At 58.4% G+C, this 22,298-nt stretch carries 18 protein-coding genes and 3 pseudogenes; 13 read left to right on the top strand and 8 right to left on the bottom strand.

The window, feature by feature from the left end; genetic code table 11:
* Positions 1-436 precede the first annotated feature (436 nt).
* Together IVB12_RS20790 and IVB12_RS20795 are read left to right on the top strand one after the other, a co-directional pair.
* Positions 437-1,708 (top strand): annotated as a pseudogene (locus tag IVB12_RS20790) (IS256 family transposase).
* Between the two features lie 58 nt (positions 1,709-1,766).
* Positions 1,767-1,974, top strand: a pseudogene (locus IVB12_RS20795) (transposase domain-containing protein); the annotation flags it as partial.
* On the opposite strand, the gene IVB12_RS20800 reads toward IVB12_RS20795, so the two are convergent.
* The 6 genes from IVB12_RS20800 to IVB12_RS20825 form a co-directional block, all read right to left on the bottom strand.
* On the bottom strand, positions 1,941-3,782 hold the full coding sequence (locus tag IVB12_RS20800; protein WP_247301431.1) for a secretin N-terminal domain-containing protein: 1,842 nt from the start codon (positions 3,780-3,782) through the stop codon (positions 1,941-1,943). The pseudogene IVB12_RS20795 and the gene IVB12_RS20800 overlap by 34 nt on opposite strands.
* A gap of 386 nt (positions 3,783-4,168) precedes the next feature.
* Positions 4,169-4,711 carry a hypothetical protein gene (locus IVB12_RS20805; protein ID WP_247301433.1) on the bottom strand — a complete coding sequence of 181 codons (543 nt, stop codon included), beginning with the start codon at positions 4,709-4,711 and terminating at the stop codon, positions 4,169-4,171.
* Between the two features lie 50 nt (positions 4,712-4,761).
* On the bottom strand, positions 4,762-5,862 hold the full coding sequence (locus IVB12_RS20810; RefSeq protein WP_247301435.1) for a hypothetical protein: 1,101 nt from the start codon (positions 5,860-5,862) through the stop codon (positions 4,762-4,764).
* 42 nt (positions 5,863-5,904) lie between these two features.
* Positions 5,905-6,888 (bottom strand): hypothetical protein, encoded by a 984-nt coding sequence (locus tag IVB12_RS20815; protein ID WP_247301437.1) that lies wholly within the window; start codon positions 6,886-6,888, stop codon positions 5,905-5,907.
* A 7-nt stretch (positions 6,889-6,895) separates the two neighbouring features.
* Entirely contained in the window at positions 6,896-7,417 is a 522-nt protein-coding gene (locus tag IVB12_RS20820; RefSeq protein WP_247301439.1) for a SycD/LcrH family type III secretion system chaperone, read from the bottom strand.
* Positions 7,414-7,689 carry a hypothetical protein gene (locus IVB12_RS20825; RefSeq protein WP_247301440.1) on the bottom strand — a complete coding sequence of 92 codons (276 nt, stop codon included), beginning with the start codon at positions 7,687-7,689 and terminating at the stop codon, positions 7,414-7,416. Before IVB12_RS20825 ends, IVB12_RS20820 begins: the two co-directional genes overlap by 4 nt.
* A gap of 785 nt (positions 7,690-8,474) precedes the next feature.
* Between IVB12_RS20825 and IVB12_RS20830 the strand changes: the two genes are divergently transcribed.
* The 7 genes from IVB12_RS20830 to IVB12_RS20860 all read left to right on the top strand — a co-directional run bounded on the left by IVB12_RS20830 (position 8,475) and on the right by IVB12_RS20860 (position 13,284).
* Positions 8,475-8,909, top strand: coding sequence for a hypothetical protein (locus tag IVB12_RS20830; RefSeq protein ID WP_247301441.1), 435 nt, complete (start codon positions 8,475-8,477; stop codon positions 8,907-8,909).
* 29 nt (positions 8,910-8,938) lie between these two features.
* Positions 8,939-9,373, top strand: coding sequence for an EscI/YscI/HrpB family type III secretion system inner rod protein (locus IVB12_RS20835; RefSeq protein ID WP_247301443.1), 435 nt, complete (start codon positions 8,939-8,941; stop codon positions 9,371-9,373).
* A gap of 6 nt (positions 9,374-9,379) precedes the next feature.
* Positions 9,380-10,156, top strand: a complete 777-nt coding sequence (gene sctJ, locus IVB12_RS20840; RefSeq protein ID WP_247301444.1) for a type III secretion inner membrane ring lipoprotein SctJ — start codon at positions 9,380-9,382, stop codon at positions 10,154-10,156.
* Positions 10,153-10,878 carry a hypothetical protein gene (locus IVB12_RS20845; RefSeq protein WP_247301446.1) on the top strand — a complete coding sequence of 242 codons (726 nt, stop codon included), beginning with the start codon at positions 10,153-10,155 and terminating at the stop codon, positions 10,876-10,878. Before sctJ ends, IVB12_RS20845 begins: the two co-directional genes overlap by 4 nt.
* Positions 10,857-11,483 (top strand): FliH/SctL family protein, encoded by a 627-nt coding sequence (locus IVB12_RS20850; RefSeq protein WP_247301447.1) that lies wholly within the window; start codon positions 10,857-10,859, stop codon positions 11,481-11,483. Before IVB12_RS20845 ends, IVB12_RS20850 begins: the two co-directional genes overlap by 22 nt.
* Positions 11,484-11,551: 68 nt before the next feature.
* The gene (sctN, locus tag IVB12_RS20855; protein WP_256467123.1) at positions 11,552-12,859 is read left to right on the top strand and encodes a type III secretion system ATPase SctN; all 1,308 of its coding nucleotides are present in this window, start codon (positions 11,552-11,554) and stop codon (positions 12,857-12,859) included.
* The gene (locus tag IVB12_RS20860; protein WP_346658511.1) at positions 12,847-13,284 is read left to right on the top strand and encodes a YscO family type III secretion system apparatus protein; all 438 of its coding nucleotides are present in this window, start codon (positions 12,847-12,849) and stop codon (positions 13,282-13,284) included. The genes sctN and IVB12_RS20860 overlap by 13 nt, the downstream gene beginning before the upstream one ends.
* Positions 13,285-15,338: 2,054 nt before the next feature.
* Here the strand turns inward: IVB12_RS20860 and IVB12_RS38195 are convergent.
* Together IVB12_RS38195 and IVB12_RS20865 are read right to left on the bottom strand one after the other, a co-directional pair.
* Positions 15,339-15,467 carry a hypothetical protein gene (locus IVB12_RS38195; RefSeq protein ID WP_256467124.1) on the bottom strand — a complete coding sequence of 43 codons (129 nt, stop codon included), beginning with the start codon at positions 15,465-15,467 and terminating at the stop codon, positions 15,339-15,341.
* Between the two features lie 138 nt (positions 15,468-15,605).
* Positions 15,606-15,716, bottom strand: a pseudogene (locus IVB12_RS20865) (transposase); the annotation flags it as partial.
* Between the two features lie 1,012 nt (positions 15,717-16,728).
* Here IVB12_RS20865 and sctV point away from each other — a divergent pair.
* The 4 genes from sctV to IVB12_RS20885 all read left to right on the top strand — a co-directional run bounded on the left by sctV (position 16,729) and on the right by IVB12_RS20885 (position 21,637).
* The gene (sctV, locus tag IVB12_RS20870) at positions 16,729-18,825 is read left to right on the top strand and encodes a type III secretion system export apparatus subunit SctV (protein WP_346658512.1); all 2,097 of its coding nucleotides are present in this window, start codon (positions 16,729-16,731) and stop codon (positions 18,823-18,825) included.
* Positions 18,822-20,204 carry an FHA domain-containing protein gene (locus IVB12_RS20875; protein ID WP_247301450.1) on the top strand — a complete coding sequence of 461 codons (1,383 nt, stop codon included), beginning with the start codon at positions 18,822-18,824 and terminating at the stop codon, positions 20,202-20,204. Before sctV ends, IVB12_RS20875 begins: the two co-directional genes overlap by 4 nt.
* Positions 20,201-20,455, top strand: a complete 255-nt coding sequence (locus IVB12_RS20880) for a hypothetical protein (protein ID WP_247301451.1) — start codon at positions 20,201-20,203, stop codon at positions 20,453-20,455. The genes IVB12_RS20875 and IVB12_RS20880 overlap by 4 nt, the downstream gene beginning before the upstream one ends.
* 243 nt (positions 20,456-20,698) lie before the next feature.
* Positions 20,699-21,637, top strand: a complete 939-nt coding sequence (locus tag IVB12_RS20885; RefSeq protein WP_247301452.1) for a LysR substrate-binding domain-containing protein — start codon at positions 20,699-20,701, stop codon at positions 21,635-21,637.
* Positions 21,638-22,298: the final 661 nt, after the last annotated feature.

The raw sequence follows: 22,298 nt of genomic DNA on the forward strand, positions 1-22,298 counted from the left end.
CTGCGCTATGCCGATGGCTCCGCACCAGCTCCCGTCGCTACCACCGCCCATTCGGGTAAATCCAACAGCCGGGGCGAACTCAGGACTGGATAAAACTTGGGGGCAACGTCACCTTTGGAGGCGCCGAAGAAGCCTTCCCTTTACGACACTCCCGGATTCTATGGTCAGACCAGAAGGAAATTTAGTCGGTAATTTTGCGAGCTTCTTTGTCTCCTTCGCGGGAATAATGTCAGCAGGCTTTTCCACGTTACCCGAATTGTAATTATCTGCAGCAAATCAGGATATTGGTTCTCCTTGGAACTCTTGCCTAGTATCTATAATGACGAGCCGTTTTGGAGGGGATGTCCCGGGTTCTGTTGAATTTCTGAAGAGGTCGGCGTTGCCCACCTTGAGCCGGTAGGCTCGGGGTGCTGATTCCACAAAGGAGAGCAACGCCATGACGAGAGATATCACACCGGCTGGTTCGCCGGCGACCGGGGCTGTGGACGAAGCGTATGCAGAAGTGCGGGCGAGCTTCGATCGGTTCTGCCTTGCGGCAGGGATCGAGGCGCTCGGCACAATGATGGAGGCGGATGTCACGGCTGCCTGTGGGCCGCGCCACGGTCGCGACGCGGCGCGGCGGGCGCACCGTTGGGGCCGAACGTGGGGACGGATCGGCTTCCACGGCGGCAAGATCGAGGTCGAGCGCCCGCGGGTCCGGGGCGTGGACGGCCGCGAGGTCACGATCCCGAGCTGGGACGGCTGCGCAGGAGGATTGGCTCGGTCGCTGGGCAATGAACCTGATGCTGATCAATGTGTCGACGCGCCGGTTCGGCCGCGCTGTCCGGCTGCCCGAGGGTGACGTGCCGGCACCGCCCGGATCGGGGGTTTCGAAGTCGGCGGCCTCGCGGAGGTTTGTGGCGCTGTCGGCGGCGCGGCTGGCGGACTTCATGGCTACCGATCTGTCCGCGCTCGACCTTCTCGTGGTCCAAATCGACGGGCTGCATCTTGGCGACGATCTCGTGCTGGTCGCCGCGATCGGGGTTGACGGCGAAGGCAACAAGCATCCGCTGGCGCTGGTGGAAGGGGCGACCGAGAACGCCGCAACGGTTCAGGCCCTGCTGGACAACCTGGTCTCGCGCGGGCTCGACCCAACGGTCCCAAGACTGTTCATCGTCGACGGTGCGAAAGCGTTGTCGAAGGCGATCCGCCGCACCTTTGGTTCGGCCGCTGCGATCCAGCGCTGCCAGATCCACAAGGCGCGCAACATCATGGAACGCCTGCCGAAAGAGCACCATGCGGCCAGCCGTCGGGTGCTACGCCAGGGTTGGGAGCTCGATGACGCCGACAAGGCTGAAAAAATTGATCCGCAATCTCGCGCGTCGACTCGACCAGCAATGGCCCGGCGTAGCGGCCAGCATCCTCGAAGGCCTCGACGAAATCCTGACTGTAGTCCGGTTGAAGCTGCCGAAGGAACTTCATCGATCGCTCGCCTGCACCAACATCGCCGAGAACATGATGGGCACCATTCGCCGCGCCACGCGCAACGTCAAAAGCTGGCGGGATGCCCGCATGGCCTTGCGATGGGTCGCGGCAGGCATGATCGAGGCCAACAAGCGCTTCTGACGTTGAAGGCGCATAAGCAATTGTCGGCTCTGCGTGCGGCCCTTCAAGCTCACCACGATCGCAGACAATCAAGCCAGTTGCCCACGTGACGAGGGCCGCGTAACATTCATTCCGGCAACGTCGGCCTGACGTAGTTCAACACCGATCGGGACATCCCCCACAAAAACGCGCCGCTTGCCGGATCCGACGGTGGGACCGAACACTGGACTGTCGTCGCGTCCCTGGTCGAGACCTGCAAGCTTAACGATGTCGATCCGCTTGCGTAACTCTGACGTCCTGATTAACGTCACCAACGGACATCCCAACCGCGACATCGTACAGTTTCTGTCCTGCGCCTACCGCGCCGAAGCCCCCAAAGCCGTGGCGTGAGAACGGCGCCCACGTTGGGGCGTCAGGTGGCGGCCGAGATCGGGGGCTAGCGATTCGAACTTCTCCCGCAGTTCCTCAGTCAAAGCCCGCGCATCGGCGCCACTCTCAACCACCCGAGGATTCAGTAACACCAAGAGCTCGGTTCGGTCCTTGGCGTGCTCCGTGCTGCCGAATAGAGGCCCCAACAACGGAATGTCCTTCAGCACGGGAGCCCCAGAATCCATCCGGTTGGTGCTATCCTGCATCAAACCGCCGATCGCGATCGTATCACCGTTTCGTGTCGATACGGTGCTTTGGAGGCGACGTACCGAAATGACCGGGGATTGGACGTTGGTCAGTGTGTTCTTGTTCGCCGTACTGACCTCCTGAAAGGTGTCGAGCGTCACGCTACCCCCGGCGCCGATGCGAGGTGTTACAGCCAAAATGACCCCCGTGTCGCGCAGTTCGACGTCGCTCACGATTGATGAACTCTGGCTTAGCGTGGATTGTGAGGATCGCGTGAGGACCGGAACCTGATCGCCCACTTCAATTGTCGCGGTTTGGTTGTCAACTGTGAGAATACGTGGCGCCGATACGACCTTGACGTCACCGAGGCCACTTAGCGCGCGTAGCACAACGTTGACATCCCTATTTGGGAACACATAGGACAAACCACCTTGTGGAACGGCACCCAAATCCAGAGAGGAGAGAAGATAGTCGACACCGTATCGCAAATGATCGCTCAACCGCACCTCCGCGACAATGACCTGGATCAGGACCTGCCGCGGCTTGACGTCAAGCCGATGAACTGCGGTTTCGATGATTTTGTCGTCGTTCGGCGTTGCTAAGATCACGAGTGCATTTTGGCTGGGATCCGCCTGGATCCGGACCGGCGCCGACAGGCCAAGACTGACTGCGGAGACCACCGCATCGTCCTTTGCTTGCGTTGTTGACGCGGCCGCATCTGATCTTTCGTCCGACAGGCCGGGAACGTTTAGGGGCAAACTCGATCGATCGGATACGCTTCCGATTGACAACTTTCCAAACGCTCCCGCGGGCTGCGCGCGAGATACGGCACTGGGCGGCTGAGCGCCAAAGATTCGTGCTAGTACCTGCGCCACTTCCGTAGCCCTTCGGTACCGAAGTGGACGCACGTGAACGTTTGCCGCCGCCGCCGACGTCTTATCCAGCTTGGCGACAACCCGACGAACTTGCTGAAGTACCGCAGGGTCGTCCGCTACCACAAGAATGCCGTTCAGCCGCTCGAGTGGCGCAAGCCGAACGCGCACTCTGCCCTGGTCATTCTGGTTGAACAAGAAACTGAGTTCTCGCTCTACCGCGGCCGGACTCGCCTGAGCCAGCGTATATAGCGCAAAGGATTTGTGAGCCATAGCATCGGTGTCAAGTAAACCGATGAGTTCGCGCACGGAACTCACCGAGCCGGGCGGCCCACTGATGGCAATACCTTGTTCTCCCGGCGCGGGTGTCAGACGCACGCTCTCCTCGACGTTTGGTCGGATCACCTTGATGACGTCGGCTGGATCGACATAGCGAACGGGAATCACTTGAACATCGCTTCGTACTCCGCCGGCGAGGTCGACCAAGCGCCCCACCCGAACTCCGCGGTCAACCACGGCCAGTCCGTAGCCGTACGGTGCTAGCGCTTGGTCGAGCAATCGCGGCACATCACTCACCGGGATTTTGCCCGAAGTCCGAAGTGTCATTTTTCCCCCAACGCCCGGATCGATGATGACGGGCATGCTCATAATCTCGCCCACGACGTCAATCACAACTTGCCGAATATCGGCATTTGCGTAGTCGAGGCTCACGCGAGTGCTATCGGAGGTGACCGGCAGCCGCCGCTCCACCGAGGCGGTGACCGGCCGAGTCGGCGGCTGTGCCAGCAGTTCAAAGCTACGTGCTTGCGGTTTCCCCGCCGAGAGGGAGGGCTCCGATGCATGCCAGCGGACGCTTGGCGAAGACAGCAGAACACCGCGTTCAGCAATCGGGTCGGAGCCGGCACATTGGGTGAGTAGCAGACAAAGGAGGGTTAGCAAAATCCTGTTAGACATTGAGGAAGTAGCGTTCCCACGAAAGAATGCGCATCCATCCAACTTTCCATCCAGCGCCGCGCCCGCGCTCATTGCGACTGTGAGGACAGTTGGGCAGAACAGGGATGACGACCCCGTCTTGCACTACTTGTTGGTGCGGCCTGTCAACGAGAGTTGCCAATAATCATCTCCTTGATCTTTTGATCTTTCGAAAGAAGGTTGGACATCAGTTCAGCAACCTGATTGAGCTTATCCAGCAGCCCCTGCAGGTAAATCAACGCCATCTGTCCTTCGCTGTTGGCACCGTCAATCGATGCCTTAAGATTCTGGATGGCAGCATCGAATTGAGACTGCACACCTCTCTTGCCGCCATTTTGCGTGTCGTCGGGAATGCCTTTTTGGCGCATCCATTCAAACACATCCTGGGTCTTGCCCTGCGAATCGACGAAGGTGCCGTAGTCCTTAGCCGTCTTTTCATCGGTCGGGCGATTGGCCCGCAGGGCCGCCAATGCCTTATTCATATCCTTCAGCAAATTGTTTCGCGCTTGCATATCGTCGTATTCGGATCGGACTTGATTCAGGTAGATGTCATGCCGTTCCATCAGAACCAGCATCATGATCGAGCACAAAGGCAGGCCACCCGGGAGAACATTTCCTACGCTGTTGGCCGACGCATAGGGCTGGTATCCAGACATTGCATTGATCATCTTACGCCATTCTCAAAGCTCAGACGTTTGTCGTCGAACGTGCATTGCACTCAAGCCATATAGACGATCTTGCTTCTCGCCTCGGTATCGGCACGACGAATTTCAGCAAGCTTGCCCAGAAAGTCTTGAATCACCTTCTCATAGCTTGCCATGAATTCACTCTCGTCCTCCATCTGCGCCCGCGCCTTGGTGCCGTCCGCCTCTAGCTTCGCCTTCTCCTCCTGGTAGTGCGTCGCGCCCATGTTCAGGCCGGCTCCCGGAAGCTTAAAGGCTTCTGTTGCGATTGTGCCCATGCCATTCCATCTCATCGCCGCCTGCTGAGCTGCTGTCTGTGCCTGGACAGCGCGCGTAAACTCAAGAGGGTCCGTCGTGCTATCGGGCGCGTCCAGCCTAAGTGGGTCGCCAGGTGTATTGCCTCTGCTCGATGATGTGCCCCCATCCAGACGTGTCATCTCGATGTTGTCTTCCGAGGGCCGCGCCTCGCGCTCCGGAGCTCGGGTAGATTGCGCTTTGCCATGAGGCGTGTCGTAGAGCTCCGGCCCGCCTTCCGGTTTGTCTAAGCGCTGCGTTCGACATGAAGGGCTGTTCGGGGGCGTCTCCACACTAGACTTCGGGAGCGGCGTCTGGATCTTGGCCTTGTACAGCTCGTCGAAGCGCGCCTGGCTCTGGCGAGCACCCTTGAGGTTCACACCGGCGCCTAACATCGCGCCGCCAGAAATGGCTATTGCGCCGAACAACTGGCATAGTCCTGAATTACGAAGCGCCTTGGCTGCAGCTTCCTGCGCAGCGATCTCGACGTTAAGCGCAGCCGACCGGTCCGACCTCGCCGCCTTGCGGAACTCCGCATTGAGCCGAACGATGAGCGCGGCGACTGCTGATATGTCGTTCCCCGTAGCAAAGTCCTTCAGCTTGACCTGGATGTTGGAAAGCTTCTCGTGGATCACAACGTCCGCGAAATTCGGTACACCAACCGATCCCCAACCCCGCGCCCCCTCAACCGGATCTGTAAGAGGGCGAGTGATCTCGCCTTCTGGCGCGTTTCTGCCGCGGACCGTAGCAGAGCTCAGCACGCGCGGAAGTTGTTGATGCGAGGCAGGATCCAACAGGTCGCACCCGCCAACGGTCGTTTCACGCTCGATCGCAAATACCATCGCTACATTCCTCAAGTTCGATAAGTGGCCCCACGCAGCCTGTCAGGCGAAGTGCCTTACGAGATTGGCGTTGGAGTCACTCTGCCTCTCAATCGCCTCGGCAACCCTCTGTGTGATCATCGTCCTGTCGAGAAGCAACTGCTTGATGAAGTCCATTTCATCGTTTTGCAGTGCTCTCAATCTTGCAATGCACTTGCTAATGTCCAACGTTTCCGCTTGGGCGTCCGTTGCCTCCTTCTGTTGGATGCCATTGGCGATACCGGCGCCAGCCTGGCCCAGCGATGCCACTGCCTCGCCGACTCGAGCCGCCGTCGAAACTCTCTGGCCTATCTGAACAGCCTTGACAGAGCTAGACGGTATCAAGGCGGTGATCCGCAATCCACTCGCAGCTCCACTAACGAAGCCGGCGCCGACCGTTAGCACCGAGATAGCAAATATGATGCCAATCGTGATGAGCGCGCCCGAGGTTTTGGCCTTGCCGCCCTCGATTCCGTCTTTCTCGAGACTCTTCACAATTGCCGCGGTCATCCTATCGATGACGCCCGTCTCGATGAGAGTCGCCATTCCAACGCTCACTGCCGCCGCCATGACTGCAAGAGTTCCGCCGGTGGCGACGGCAGCCAGGACCGTCAATCCGACCGCCAGCCATCCGAAGAACTTCATGATGCCGGAGCTCTTCTTTGCTTCTGCCAATCTTTTTGCCGCTTCAATGATGCTTTTAGCGGTTTTCTCGTGCAACTGCCTTTGCTGCTCTCCCCAGTGTCGCGCGTCTTCTATTCCGGCTGCGACCTGTCCATCCGTCATCTTGGTCTTCAGAGCCAGAAACGTGGTAAGGAGGTCAATCGCATCGAATGCACGTGGTGCTGGTAAGCTTGGAATCGAACCTGACGCGACAGCCTCTCCGGAAACCGGTTGCAGCAACAGGTTGGCGTCGGTCTTGCGGTCATTGCCCGACAGACCGGTGGCGGAGGCACTGAATGGCAGCGACCCGACTTCAGGGAGTGTTTTGCTCGTCAAAGCCCTCATGTTCACTCTATCCATGGCTGGACCCTAGTTGGGATTTGAGGCGATTAAGCATCATCAGCCCACGCCCGGCCAAAGCCTTGTGTTCGGGCCTTCCGACACTCAGCGCCAAGGCATTTTCGAGTGCGGTGATGGCCGCTGTGGGATGATTTAGTTTGATGAAGCATTCCGCAGCTCGAAGCGGGATCTGCGGGTTCTCACTATCCAGGAGCCTGGCCAGCCGATAGGCGTGCATGGCGTTCTCTGGGTCCCCAAGCATCTGACTACTAGCAGCCAGACCAAACCAGAATCGTGCGTCGATGTGCCGGTGTAGGCACAAGAAGCGAAAGAAATTCCGCGCCTCTTCGTACTTGCCGCAAGAATAGTAGCGATGGCCAAATACATATAGGGCCTCAAGCTCATCGTCCGTGATCCCAATGACGCTAGCTAGGTCCGCGGGCCTTGCCACGAAGTCGATGGCGAGCTGTGCCAGCCGCTCGGTGTCTGTCGCATCACCACCATTCAATAGCTCACCCTCCGCCATCCTCATCATGTCACACTCCGTTGAGACGGCTTGGTGCTTGGAACATGCGACGTTGATTGGGGGGCTGGCAGGATGTGACTGAGCGCCGCCTGCTCGTCCGCATACGCCCTTTGAAACGCTTCGTCCTGATCGGCGACAAATGCAGAAATTGAAGCGGCACTCATAGTGGTGTCGCCCAACGGGCAAGCACTACGGCCAAGTTGTTCGCGAGCCCGCGTCAAGAGACTATCCATCTGTGCGATGGTCTGTCGCGCAGCCTCCATCGTGTTATCGAGGTTCATCGCTCCTCCCAGACGGTCTCCTTGGCAACGCACTGTAGCGCTTGCAGGATTCGAAACCGCTTGCGCCACCAGCCCCGCTCAAAGGGGCAACGACCTGCTCTCAGCAACGAGCGCTCAAGGCCACCGACAGGCATCGTCTGCTGCCGATGATAAGATGTGCCAGAATCCCCTTTCTCCTCACGACGAGAACTTTCCCGCAACTGGCCTAATGGCATTCCCCCGTGTCCCAGTTGGATCAACGCCTCCGCACGTCACTACTAGAGGCGGCGCATGGCGCAAAATACTTGATCGCTATGGAGGCATAGGCGCCCGGTATGGATCGGTGCGTCTCGCTGCGAGCGCTTGAGACGGCGGGCTAGCCCTGAAGTACGTGTCGTTGCGTTAAACAGCCGTTCGGCAAGAACTCGTCGCCGTGTAGCACGCATTTTTGGCCTTAAGCAGGTAACGATGAGGATCGCATTGACGGCGGATTGGGTTCTGCAGTCGCCTTGGACGAAACGCCGCGAGCAGCTCACACTTCGTGCCGGACCGAGCGGCTGGCGGAGGGCGCCACTATCCATAGGCTACCGTTATGACTCCATGCCGGTATTGTATTGGCGCCGAGCGAGACGCCGAATTAGATCATTATGAGAATAGATCGCTTGCAGCGCGCAACGCCACTCGGCAGACGGTCTCGTTATGTGGTGGCGAAATGAGTGCTTGGTCGCGGCACGTGTTGCGAGCGTGCGCACTTTCGGAGCTCAGGCGCGATGTTTTCCCGGCGGAGGTCGGTGGCAGGACATGACATGGATGATCGCCAAACGACACATGGCTCGGTCAGGGACAGGGATTCGGTATGTATGTCTTTGTTGTCGACTTGTGCGACACCCGACAGTCGCTCCGGCCTGCTGCGACGTCTCACCGAGGCGGCGTTCTTGGCTTGTGTCACGAACGACGTGGTGAGGGCGAGGCGGATTGCGAAGGGACTTGAGGTCATTGCGCCGGGCAGCCGGGAGTGTGTCATTGCTTATGCGGTTGCAGATCTGACGGCAGGCGATGTTGCAGCAGCGCTGGAACGCCTCGATCCTCTTGCCAAGGCGAATGATGCATATGGGATGGCGTTTCAGGCGCTGGCTCTTGGGCTTAATGGACGCCTAAGCGAACGCGATACTGTGCTCAGGAGCCTGCCAAGCGGCCAGCCCGGCCTCGAGGGGTTCCTCACAGCCTTGGGCCAGACCTAGCCAGCCCATACCGCAGGAAAGGACATCTAATGAGCAGCGTAGGTAGTATCCTCCCGCAAACAGGGCCAGCCTTTTTGGCGGTCGAGATGCCAGTCACATCGAAAGTATCGGCTGAATCCGTCGAGGCGTTTCGAGCCGCACTCGAGCCGCCTGTGCCATCGCAGCGAGCTGACGAACCGCTGATCATGGCTGGAGGCGAGCTGACGGAGGAGGGAGGGGGGGCGCGCGTTCCTCGCCTATCCGATGATATCCTCAGTGGCATGGAAAAACTGAGCGCCGGTTTTGCAGAATCCATGCAAGGCGTGCACAGGGCCGCCGAAGCCATGAACGCGGGGAGCATCCGCTCGGCTGAATGGCTCGATGCGCAGGTCCAGCTGTCAGCTATGGGCCTGCAATACGACATCGTGACCAAGGTGGTTGGGAAGGCGACCCACACTCTTAACACTTTCCTGAGCGGCCAATGAGCCACGGTGACGCGGGGCGTGGTGTTTGTATTGAAGCGGGCGGTGGCACTTCTGGTGCTATTCACGCTGGTCGGCTGCGGATCGAAGATTGAGCTCTATCGCAACCTTTCAGCGCGCGAGGCCAATGAAATGCTTGCATTGCTTATGCGGCAAGGCATCCACGCGGAACGGACGGCCGAAACCGGCGGCACGGCCTCGCTCGTGGTGCCAACAGAAGACGTGCCGCGTGCCATGGCTGTGTTGGACAGCGCCGGCTGGCCTCGCGATCATTTCGCCGATATGGGCACTCTCTTCAAGAAGGACCGGATGATCTCATCGGACACAGAAGAGCGTGTGCGCTACATTTATGGCGTCACACAGGAGCTTTCGCAGACTCTGTCCAGTATCGACGGCGTGCTCAATGCCCGAGTCCACGCGGTGTTGCCGGAAAGCGCGAGTGACGATCGTAGTCCACCCGCCCCGCCAACTGCCGCTGTGCTCGTCCGTTACAAGCCCGGTGCCTCGATCGATCAGGTCGTGCCGAAGATCAAGGAGCTGGTCGCAAATAGCTTGAAGGGCCTGTCCTATGATCGGGTCTCAGTTGCCCTTGTGGAGGCAAATCAGGACAATACCACGCTTCGCCGAACGGAAATGACTGCCGGAGCGTTCGAACGTGGCGACTCATCGCGCCTCTTGATCGGCCTCGTCGGCGGCATGGCGGCATCGCTGATTGGCAACGCAGTGCTCGTCTGTCTCATATGGCGGCGGCGCTTTAGCGATAGGAACGGTATGGCAGCGTCATGAACTTCGGCGAAGCGAACAATCCGACTGTGCTCGCAATGAGCTCAGCAACAATCCAGGATGAATGGCTTGATACGTCGTGGGCGGGAGCGATGATGCGCTGCATCGCCGATCCTGCGGCCGATTTCGATGATACAATAGCAACCGATTGGCCCGAATGGATGCCTCTGGACCTTGCTCAGTCCGACCCGTTTATTCGCGTCAAGCTTGGACGTTGGCTGCTTCGTGGCCAAGGTGGTGAAGCGTCGGCGATTATTTCGGCCGGCAACGCACCACGAAGCCGCCTCGCATTTCTGCCGACGCCGGACGCTGCACGCCTTATCTGCTTCGCTGGAGCTTGGACCGGCGTGTCCAGCCTCATCGGCCTTCTTCGGACAGCCGATGTTTTGGCGGCACGCGCCGTTCTCGGAGAAGAGGCTTTGGCATTCGTTTCGCATGCGGCCTTGCTACCGCGACCGACCGCCGAACTGATGTCCGCGGTTAGCGCTTCCGAGATGGCGGCTGGGCCTAATGCATTCCTCTACCGCGGTGCGGCGATGTTCGGCCTTGCGATAGGCGCCATCCCACATGGGCTGCGCGCCCGACTACGATTGCGCCGACCTGCAGCGATCTGGATGGTGGTGGCGGACGCCTGCCGTGACGACAGTGCTGGCGAAGATGCCTTTCGTGCGATGCGGCGCCTGGCCCGCAAAAAGATGCCAACATGGTCGCATTGGTTCAACTGACGTCTGGCAGGGTCCGCATCCTGGGCCCAGGGCGAGTCCTGCCGGCGGAAAACGCACAGTTGATCGTCGACGCGGAGCAATTGCTCGCTCAGGCGCGACGCGATGCGGACGCGCTGGTGGATGAGGCGCGCGAAAACGCAGGGATGATCGAGACGGCAGCCAAGGAAGCCGCGCTGATAGCGGCGCAAGCGACCATCGAACAACGTTTGACCGCGATCGCCGTGGCGTCTCTGCGGATCATGGAGGAGAATCAAGAGCGGATTGTCGACATGGGCCTACAGATCGCACGTCGGCTAATCGATACCATCGCGCCGGATGATGCGGCGGTGCAGATCGCTTTGAGTAGCCTCAAATTCACGGGTCATAGCTCCCTCGTCCGCTTACGCGTGGCACCGGCGCATGTCGAGACGGTTCGCAGAGAATTGAACGAACTGCTCTCGACGGCGACGTCGCGCGCCGTCGTCGAACTGATTTCTGATCCGCGCGTCAAAGATGCCGGATGCATCCTTGAGACTGATGCTGGACTGGTCGACGCCACGATCGAAAGCCAATTAGCGGCGATCGAAGCCGGCCTGCGCAGCAGCCTAAAGGCCTCTGCAACGTGATTTCCGAGCGACCCGAGCAGCCAACGGCAGTCACCGCCATTCATTCTTCGCACGACGGAATCGATCGCTTGTTCCAGCTTGCTCACACGGTGGTGGCGCAGACGTCGGCAATGAGCGTCCGCGGCCGAGTCCTTCAAATCGTCGGGACAATCATCCGTGCAACCGCACCTGGCGCCCGCATAGGCGACCTGTGCACGCTCCGCAATCCCGAGAACAACTGCGAATTGTCCGCGGAAGTCATCGGGTTCCAGCACGACATCGCCATTCTAACACCGCTTGGCGAAATACAGGGACTCTCTACCCTCACTGAGGTGATCCCGATGGGAGAGCCCCTCACCGTGCCCGCGGGCTGGAACCTGCTTGGCCGGGTGCTTGACGGTCTCGGCCGCCCTCTCGACACATCCACTCATGGGCCCCTGCTTCCAGAAACCCGCGTGCCAGTCCAAAGCGAGGCACCGGGTCCCTTGGCCCGGCGCACAATTGATCGCGCTCTTCCAGTCGGCATACGGGCGATCGATGGTCTTTTGACGTGCGGGGAAGGACAGCGCATGGGCATCTTTGCCGCAGCGGGCGGCGGCAAGAGCACACTACTGTCGATGCTGGTGCGTAGCGCGGCGGTCGACGTGACAGTGATAGCGCTGATTGGCGAGCGTGGCCGAGAGGTGAAGGAGTTCATCGAACACGATCTCGGCTCAAAAGCCCGACGTAGATCAGTTCTTGTCGTTGCGACCTCCGATCGTTCCGCGATGGAAAGGGTGAAGGCGGCCTACGTGGCGACGGCGATCGCAGAATGGTATCGAGATCGGGGACAGCGTGTGCTGCTTCTCATGGATTCGGTTACGCGCTTTGCGCGCGCACAGAGGCAGATTGGTTTGGCGGCCGGCGAACCGGCCACCCTGCGAGGTTTCCCGCCTTCGGTCTTTGCAAAATTGCCGCAGCTCGTTGAACGCGCCGGCAACAACGAGCGCGGATCGATAACCGCGTTTTACACCGTGCTCGTTGAGGGCGATGACCTCACCGACCCCTTGGCCGATGAAATCCGTTCCATCCTGGATGGCCACATTGTGCTCTCACGCACCTTGGCAATGTCGAACCACTATCCTGCTATCGATGTTCTGGCAAGCGTCAGTCGTGTCATGAGCACTATCGTGTCGTCGCGGCATGAGAAGTTAGCAGGTCAGCTGCGGGCGCTGCTAGCTAAATACCAGGAGGTGGAGCTATTGATACGGGTCGGCGAATACAAAGAAGGAGCCGATCCGCACGCTGATGCCGCAATCGCCAAGATAGAGAAAATAAGGACCTTCCTGCGACAGCCGAGATATGAACAAATTAGCTTCGACGCAATGCTTCATGAGCTTGCCACGTGCCTGGAATAACTCCCGAGGCCGTACATCAATTGCTTGAGTTGAGGAAATTGCGGCGCCGCCGGGCCGATGAGACTCTACGAGTGCGGCAGTCAGCCATCGAGAAATCCGATGCCAGTATCGAAGGGGCAAGGACAATCCTTCGCACATGGCGGCAAGAACGGCCTCGTCTGGAATGCGAGATATACGGTTCGCTGATCGGAAAAAAGGTCGCTCTCAACGATCTTGAGGAGGCGAAGGCGAAGGTGATCTCACTGCGCGAGCACGAACGGCTGCTTGAGCGGCGCCTTGATGAGGCACTGTCGGAAAGCGAACAAGCCAAGCAGGCGCGTGAGGAAGCCCACAACGCCGCACGTAAGGCATATCGGGAGCTCGAGAAATGCGACAATTTGGTGCGTGCCTGGAAAGTCGCACCGCTGAAGGAGAGGGATCTCTGATCTGTGGATCTAAGGAGCGGACCGCCCAAGGGTGCGGGTGCAGTCGGTTGTGGTTGGTGGACTTAGAAGTTTAGGAGCGCCCCTGTAAGAAGTCTGCGATATCAGCGACCAGACCCCACCGAGTCCATCCGCTGAGCTTGCGAAGTGCTCGCCGAACTGGGTGGCAAAACTGCCAATTGCGTTCATGTAACCGATCATCGTCAATCGTCGTCAGCATTCCTGATGGCGAAGGAGCAGCTTTATCGCCGGCTAGCCGTGGGCGGTCGGCATAAGGATTGCTGCTTTCAAACACGACGCGCTGGTCGATTGCGTCAAACTGTTCTTCGCGAGTGACAAGCACATGAGGTCCGCGCTGCACTGGCTGCGTCATCATCGTGAGCCCGGTGCTCCACCTCCTCTCAGGCGAGTACTCCCCTCGGAGCATGACGAGATGCTCATTGACGAGGCGATCAAGCAAGCTGCTAGGCGCCGGAGATGGGAACCGGGAACCGCAGAGTGCTATGCTCGGGTTCTTCGCAGATTGTCGCAGGACCTCGCATCGCGAGGGCAAACGATCGCTGCATTCGATCACAGCGCGTTGGCCGCTCACGCTATGCAGACTGCACCAGAGTTCGAAAGATAAAGCTTGGCCCGGCTCTGATGGCGCTTCGTGAGTACCGGCAACCATTGGAGGATCTCTCCTCCAAATCCCCGCCAAGCTTTGCTGCGGCGAAACGTTCGAACGCGGCGGATCATCTAGCTCCGTTGCCAGGCGCAAGTTGGAACACCGCAAACGTTTGCCGAGGCGTACCGTCAGCCCACTCGCGAGCTGACAGTGCAAATCAGCCAAGCTCTTTCGGAATGGGGGAGTTCGAGGCATCGAGCTCCAATCCGCCAAATTACCCAGCTTACGACCCCTCTCCGCTGCTTAGTCCATCATCGCACGTCTCTCCACACTTGCAGCACAGCAACCAACAGCCGCAATCAGAGCAGCGCCAGACCGCATACGTAGTCGGCGCAATATCCGCAACTCGCGTCCGGAGGACTCTTCCTCAGGCCGCTCCCGAGGATCAAAAGCTCATCCAAGCAGCGGTCCAGGCCGCTGTTGCACGCCTAAAAATAGGACGGAACACAGCGCGTGATTGCACGAGAGTCCTTCTCAGATTGGCGGATCATTTCAGGGGGCGCGGCCAGACCCTTGTTGCACTCGATCACGATGCCTTGGTCGCTCACGCCGATCAGGTCCTCAAGATGAGCCCTCCAATCCGTCGCGCGTTGACCATGCTCCGTAACTATCGAGAGCCCGGTGCCTCAGCTGATCGGGTTCCTCGACGTCATCCTTTCTCTCAGGACGACCAGCTTGTCATCGAACGCGCGGCTCATGCTGCCGTTGTAGAAGGGCGTTCCTTGACCGCCGTTGACCGCTATTCCCGCAGTCTTCGCAGGTTTTCAGCAGTGCTCAATCGTAATGGCGAAGGCATCAGTACGGTGGATCATGGCTCGCTTATTGCGCGTGCCAAAGAACTATTCCCAGCTGACGCAGCCCTCATCGCCGGGCTGAATATGATTCGTGATTCCTACAGTAGCGCGCCCGTGGCGGCCTCTCACGCGATCGGCGTAAGGCAGCCGGACGATCGGACAGTTCAATTTGCGGGGTCACGAGTCGAGTCAGAGGAAACACCACAGGACTACTCGAAGAGGGTCTAGTCGTCGTGTCTTTTTCGCGACTTTGTGTCGTCAATTCCTGAATGGTCGTTCTCAGCAGGCTCCCAGGTCTCTCCTTGATCGGATTTCCCGCGGCAACTAAGAGCATTCGGAAGTATGGCACTTCATGTGAAGAGCAGTATGTAAAAGCTCGCATGGACTACGTCGAGGGCACCATCCGTTCCGATAGGAGCGCTTATCTCGAGAAAACACACGATCTCCAGCTGCTCTCCACTTGCCGGCAAACCGTGAGCGTCGATTCCGCCCGCCACGGACCAGCGCATTTGCTAGCGACATAGGCAAGCCCAACCTATCCGGCGCCTGAGGGGCACCCCCGCTATCCTGCCGATAAGGACGGCGTCAGCTACGTTCTATCCTCGAAATTCGTCAACAAAGTCGTGCGAATTTCTGGAGGACGGAATCGCCGGTGTTACGGCCGCGAGCTGTGTGCCTTCATCGCCGCGCATCGTCAGCATCGTCTTCGAGCGTCCGGTGCGCATCGGGTCTCTCCTTCGATCGGCATATGGCTTGTCGCTCACAGACGTAATAACATCCAACGTCAGGTATTGAGCGCACTATCGTGCCGCTGCCGCCGATGGTGAGTGCATCGCTTCGACGGAAAGCTCAGCCCGTGTCGGTTGTTCGCTCAGGATTGCACAGACCAGGCGAACGATGGCGCCTTCGTTTGGAAAAGCCCGACCATCTCGGTCCTGCCGCTTGATTTCATCGTTGAGGCGCTCGATCCGATTGAGTCCGGCGCGGCAAAAACTTGTGTGGCCGAACACGTTGCGTTCGGTCGCACTCGTGAAGGGTAATAAAGTGCACAATCTGGGTGCGCGGCACTGCCCGCGCCACAACAGCTTCATACTTGCCACCCCACCGCGCAGGCCACTTCGTCGCCTTGACACGCATTTTCAATCACGCGCAACGTGGAACGCTATCTTTGTCTAGTCATGGGTGATCGACAATAACGTGACCTACGTCGGGTGACGGATGAACAGCATCTAAATTCCGCTCATTAGAGGGCGGGCACGCCTGCATTCCCGCTGAAGAAAGGTCTCCTGGTCCAAGAACGGGCCGGCATGACATTTGCTACCTTCGGACAAGGTTAAACTGATCTTGAAACGAGCTTCCTACACCGCCGCTGCGGCTTGTCGGCGTGACAAGATCAATCGAGACTTAGGAGACGGCGTCATGCTCCGGCGAAACGGTGGTATCAGTTGGACGATCCTTATTTGCTCGGGGAGCCGATGGTATTGACGCTGGATGCCCCGTGCATCACCAATCGCTCTGAGGGCGCGAACACTATTGATCGGTTCCCGCCACAACACTGTTTCGAACACGACCATGGGGAGATTGCAAACGCCGATTCGGAGCGATGCTTAGGACGGTCCCGAAGCCTGCGAATTCCACGTGCATACGGTACGCTAGCTTACTTCGTAAGCTCAGCGAATCTCTCAAGAACAAGGCCGCCCGGGGAATCGCAACTGAGCTGCGTGCTGAGGATGCCAGCTGCGACTGACAAATGGATCTCAACGCCCGGGCGCGTCGTACCGCCAAACGCTGAACATTGGGGGGCGCCGCCCCATGTAAGGCGGTTTCTACCATTGTCAGGGAACGGCGAGCGGCGATTTCGAATGCCACGGGTATTAGTCAAGATATCTGAGCAAGCATCAGGGCCGAGGCATGATCCTTTCTGCGGTTCGTCCCGTCGCTCATGCCGGACACGCACCAACAGAGGATCCAGCGCGAGTGGTTAGTGTGAAGTTTCTTGACAGAGTTGGAACGGTCGCGTCCGGCCGTAATGATATTGTTCTGGTGGCGCTACTGATCACGATCATCTTCATGATGATCATTCCACTGCCGCCGGTTCTCATGGATGTTCTACAGGCCGTCAACCTGGGAATCTCGGCACTCCTGCTGATGGTCGCGGTCTATATTAAATCCCCCCTCGCGTTCGTCTCCTTTCCGTCAGTGCTCCTGGTGACGACACTATTTCGGCTGTCGCTTGGCATCGCCGCGACACGCACTATCTTGCTTCATGCGGACGCCGGCCAAATCATCAAGACCTTCGGGGACTTCGTCGTAGCTGGCAATCTCGTGGTGGGCGCGGTGACTTTTTTGATCATGACAATCGTTCAGTTTGTCGTCATCACCAAGGGATCTGAGCGTGTGGCGGAGGTTGCTGCACGGTTTTCTCTGGATTCCATGCCGGGCAAGCAAATGAGCGTTGACGGGGACTTGCGTGCCGGCAGTATAGATATCCGAGAAGCAAGTCGACGACGCGTTGCGATTGAGCGCGAGAGCCAGCTGTACGGTGCCCTGGACGGCGCCATGAAGTTTCTCAAGGGTGACGCCATCGCAGGGCTGATCAGTATTGCCGTGAATATCATAGGTGGGATCGCAATTGGTTCGTTTCAAAAGCAGATGGGATTGTACGAGGCGCTTGAGGTCTATGCGATCCTGACCATCGGAGACGGGCTCGTCGGTCAGATACCGGCTCTCTTCACGGCGATTACAGCGGGATTTATCGTTACGAGGGTTAGTGACGAAGATAACGGTGTGGATCTGGGTAACGAAATCGGCAACGAGGTTATCGCACAACCGCGTGCGCTGATTGTCGGGTCATTCATTCTCTTCCTCTTTTCGTTCGTCCCTGGCTTTCCGACGGGAATCTTCATGATCCTCGCGGTTGTAGTCGGAGGTGGAGGCTGGCAATTACAGCGTAATCGGCGGCTGGCCACACCGGCAATGCGTCGCTACTCGGTGACAGGGGGAGCGCGCTTAAGGGCCTCCGACGAGCCGACCGCCGGGGCTGATGGAGCCGACGACAATGGCATCACGTTCACTGTGCCGCTGATGATCGACATTGGTCACGACATTCAGGCGGCCATCCCTCCTGATCTGCTAACGAAAGCATTGGATGCAGAACGGCACGCGCTCCTTCTTGAGCTCGGGGTCCCTCTTCCAGCGATCAGTGTGCGGGTGAACGACACCTGCAAGGATGGAGCGTATGTCATCATGGTAAATGAAATACCATGCGGCGAAGGGCGACTGCGGTCGCAACATCTTTTGGCGCGCGATACTCCTGAGAACCTCGATCTTGTGGGCATTCCGTATGTTCTGGACAAATCTTTCCTTCCTCAGATCGAGACGGTCTGGGTGGACGCCATACATCGCGAATCATTACGAGCTGCCAGCATCCGTTTCCTGGAATCGGTGCAGATACTTAGCTACCAAATCGGTCAAATCCTGCGCAGGCATGCTGCCGAGTTTGTCGGCATCCAGGAAACAAAAACTCTTTTGAATCGCATCGAGGTGTGGTCGCCGGAACTCGTAAAGGAAGTACTCCGCTCAGCCCCTCTGCAGAAGATTGCAGAGGTCTTTCAACGACTGATCGCGGAGGAGGTTTCACTGCGTAACATGCGCACCATCCTCGCCGCACTGGTCGAACGGGCACAGAACGAAAGAGACGTTGTCCTGCTGACCGAGCATGTGCGCTGTGCGCTGAGGAGGCAAATCTGCATTCCGTATTGTATCGGCATGAACCTGCTGCCGGCCTACCTTCTCACGCCAGAAGTGGAAGATACGCTGCGAAATGCCATTCGGCAGACTTCCGCCGGCAGTTATCTCGCCCTTGACGCGCGAACAACAGGTCAGATCATTGACGCAATACGAGAAGCTATCGGCGACCTTAACCAGCAGCCGCACAAGCCGGTGCTGCTGACTTCGATGGATATACGTCGATACCTACGCAAGGTCATCGAAACCGACTTCTACGGACTGCCAGTGCTATCCTATCAGGAGCTTCCCCCCGAAATCTCCATACAGCCATTGGGACGGATATCGCTGCAATGAGAAACGCGAACGTAGCGCAAGATGTTCTGACGGGTGATCAGGGCCAACTGATCTTACGGGTCCTGTCTGGGCCCAACAAGGGGGCCGAGACATCGCTCAGCGAAGGAGTCTGGCTAATCGGCAGCGACGACGCTGACGACCTTACCTTCGCAGATCCGGAACTGATTGCCTCACATCTTCGCATCGCCGTCGAGGCAGGGCGAATCCAGATCACCGCACTGGCACCGGGTGTGCTCATCGGCGGTAGTGATTGTCCAACAGAGTGCCCGGCGACCCTCGATCCACTCACTCCGGTTCAGGTTGGGCGGACGATTTTCAGTATCGGCCCAACTGATGGTAGCTTTCCCGATATGGACTCCTCGGTCGAGCGCAGAAGGTTGCACGCCGAGCATGCCCCCCTAGGTCTCGAAGGAGCGGCGCCCAGGGGGCGAGAAACTCGTCTTCTGGTGAACTCGATGCCTCGGCCATTTCGGCTTGGCGCGGCCGCTTGCGGCCTTCTGGTCATCGTCTATGGAGCTTGTGCCGGGGTGGGGTGGGTTGCGTCCTCTTTCACCCCGGCCGCCGTTCCGGATGCTGACGCGATCAAGATTGCCAGGAACGTCCTTCGCGATTTGAATGTCGGACGCGACGTCAGCATCGCGCTTTCCGACGATAACCTGATCATCGACGGCGACTTGCGACCTGGAGAGGTTACAAGGATCAAATCAGCCCTGCGCGACGTCGGGCTAACTGCAGAGGTAACACCGAAACCGGCGACGGCCACCGCCCCGTCTGATGCAAAGATCATCGACCTGTCAACCACGGTAATGCAGGCATTCGGCATCGAGGGGAGTATTCGCGTGGGAAGCGCCGGAGAGATATCGATAGCCGGATATGGCTCGAGTGATGCAACCGTCAAAGCGGCCCTTCGTCACCTGCAGCAGGATGTTCCCGGAGTCCGCACAATTGATGACACAATCGCAACGCCGGACCGCGCACGAACCTTTCTAGAGACAGCGACGACAGCGGAACTCCGTCGTTCCATTCGCATCGTGGTGAAGCCAGACGTCATCCTCGTTTCTGGGACGCTTACCCCAAGTGCCTATAGCGAATGGAAGACCGTTGCCTCCCACTTCGAGAAGAAGTTCGCGCCTCACATTCGGCTCGAGGCACACTGTTCGCCAGTGGTGTTGCCGATAGCGAGAGGCGTGAACCTCGGCCGGTCTCCGTTTATCGTAGTTCAGAACGGAACACGCCTGAAAGTCGGCGACAATATCGATCATTTCGGCAAGATCATTGTCATCGATCGTGACGGAATGCTTGTGCGTGTCGGAGAGGCCGACGTGCACGTTCCCTACCCGAACAAGCCGGAATGGATAGCAGAGGAGGATCAACTGTGAGCGAGCATCTAGTCAATCTTGAGCTGCAGAAACAGCTGGTAGATGACGTCGACGGCGCGGAGTTATCCGCCGTCGAGAGAGAGTTCGAGAGTTGGAGACAATCGTTGAAACGTGACATGGATGGCGGCGTCACGCGGCATCATTTCGACGCGTTGTGCACATTGCTTGACGCAATAGATGCCGCAACAGACGTTGTTAATTTAACATGGATGCGCCACCACGGCGGTCTATCCTCTGGCTTGGAGAGGTAAGGTGGATTTTAGGACTATAAGCGGCTCCCTTGGCAGATCTGTTGCGGCATCGGAACGCAGCCTAAGAAGTCACGTGGCGACCATGAACCCGGACGACACCATGGATCAGCTCAAGCTTCAGCTCTCAATGAACACACACACTACACTCTTGAGTCTGAATTCGACCGTTATCAAAGCGGTTCACGAAGCGCTGAATGGTATTATCCGGAATATCGCCTGAACTACGAACGATTCTAGGCTGCTATGTCTTCCAGCTTTATGCAACTACGTCATCTCCGATATTTCACGGGCATCGTGGATGCTGGTAGTTTTTGCCAAGCAGCGGCGACAATCCACGTGGCGCAGCCGGCCCTGAGTCAGCAGATGGCTGCCTTGGAAGCCGAGCTTGGCGTCGCGCTGCTGCACCGTAGCGTTCGCGGCATTCGCCCGACCCGCGAGGGCAAGGTCTTTTATCGTGAGGCCACGTCCATTCTTCAGCAGGTTGACCAACTGCGCAGCATCATCCGCTCTAAGGCAGGAGAACCGGAGGGTGTTGTAAGGCTCGGCATGTCCTCCGCGCTCGCCGCTTCGTTCGCCCGCCTCCTGATGGAAGCCAGCCGGACAGTGCTTCCAAAAGTGCGCCTTCATCTTGTTGCGGGTGACTCTCTTCAGATGAAGCCGCTCATCGTATCACGCGCGCTTGATATCTGCGCTGTGCTTGAGGATGAACCCACTTCAGGTGTTACTCGCCAGTCACTCTTTCAACAGCGACTCCATCTGGTACGTCCTCCCGATACAGGGGAAGCCGCTCGCGCCATTTCGGTTGAGGAATTGGCCGAACTCCCTCTTGTATTGCCGACGCGCCCAAGCACAATTCGCGATGTATTAGATCGGACGTTTGAAGCGGCCGGCGTGATGCCGAACTGCATCGCAGAAGTCGACACCTTCGCCAGTGCGCTCTCTTTGGTCAGGGCGGGTCTCGCAAATGCGATCCTGCCCAAGGGCGAAATTCCCGATATTCCAGGCGACGAAGATTTGAGGCCCCTCGCGATAGATCCACCGGTCCATATGACAGCTTGCCTCATCTCTTCTGGCGACCTCGGTCCCGCCGCCGAAGCCGTGAGCGCCTTGCTGGTTGCGCAGGTGCGAAAAGTGCTTCAAACGAGACCTCTTGCAGGACGCGAGCTGATGACGACACCTTGATCTCGATTCAAGGCTGGGGTCCTATCGGTTGCCGAGTGACAATTCAGTGGCAGGTGATTTGCGTAAGAGATGATAGAAAGTGGGTATCACAAATAGTCAATCGGGAACGGTGTTTCAGGCGGTGCAACGCACCGGGATCGCATCACAGGGCTTGATGGTGCACCGCAGCTGGTCGCGGCTAGAGTGGTAGTGTCCTGAACCAGAAGTTCGCAAAGCGTTGTCTTTTACTGGGCACTGTAACTGCAGAAGCGCTCGATGGAAGGAAGTACCGGAATTAGAAGCTCCGTCGTTGTTTGGCTCTCTCCTTGGCAGGGCGACACGAATGTATTGCGAAACTACGATTGGGAACTGTGACTCGATACATACCTCACGGACCATTTGATCGCGGGCTATCATGACGGGCATTGGCCGAATAGGGAAGCTGCACATTTCAGGCTTTGAAGCCGACGGTACCCGTGGAGCGAGCGCGTCTCGCCCTGACCCCGCTCTACGCGATGGAGAAGGTAGCCAAAGCTATCCTTCTGTCGTGGGGCGGATGCACGCGGGGCCTCGAAAGGCCTCTGCTCGCGCAGCGTCTTGTCCTAGTGATGTCTTCCGTGACGGGCTTGCCAATCGCTCCGGTGGCTCACATCAAATCCACGCGGCTGCACAATGGGCAGCC

The organism is Bradyrhizobium sp. 179 (assembly GCF_023073535.1).
Lineage (GTDB): Bacteria > Pseudomonadota > Alphaproteobacteria > Rhizobiales > Xanthobacteraceae > Bradyrhizobium.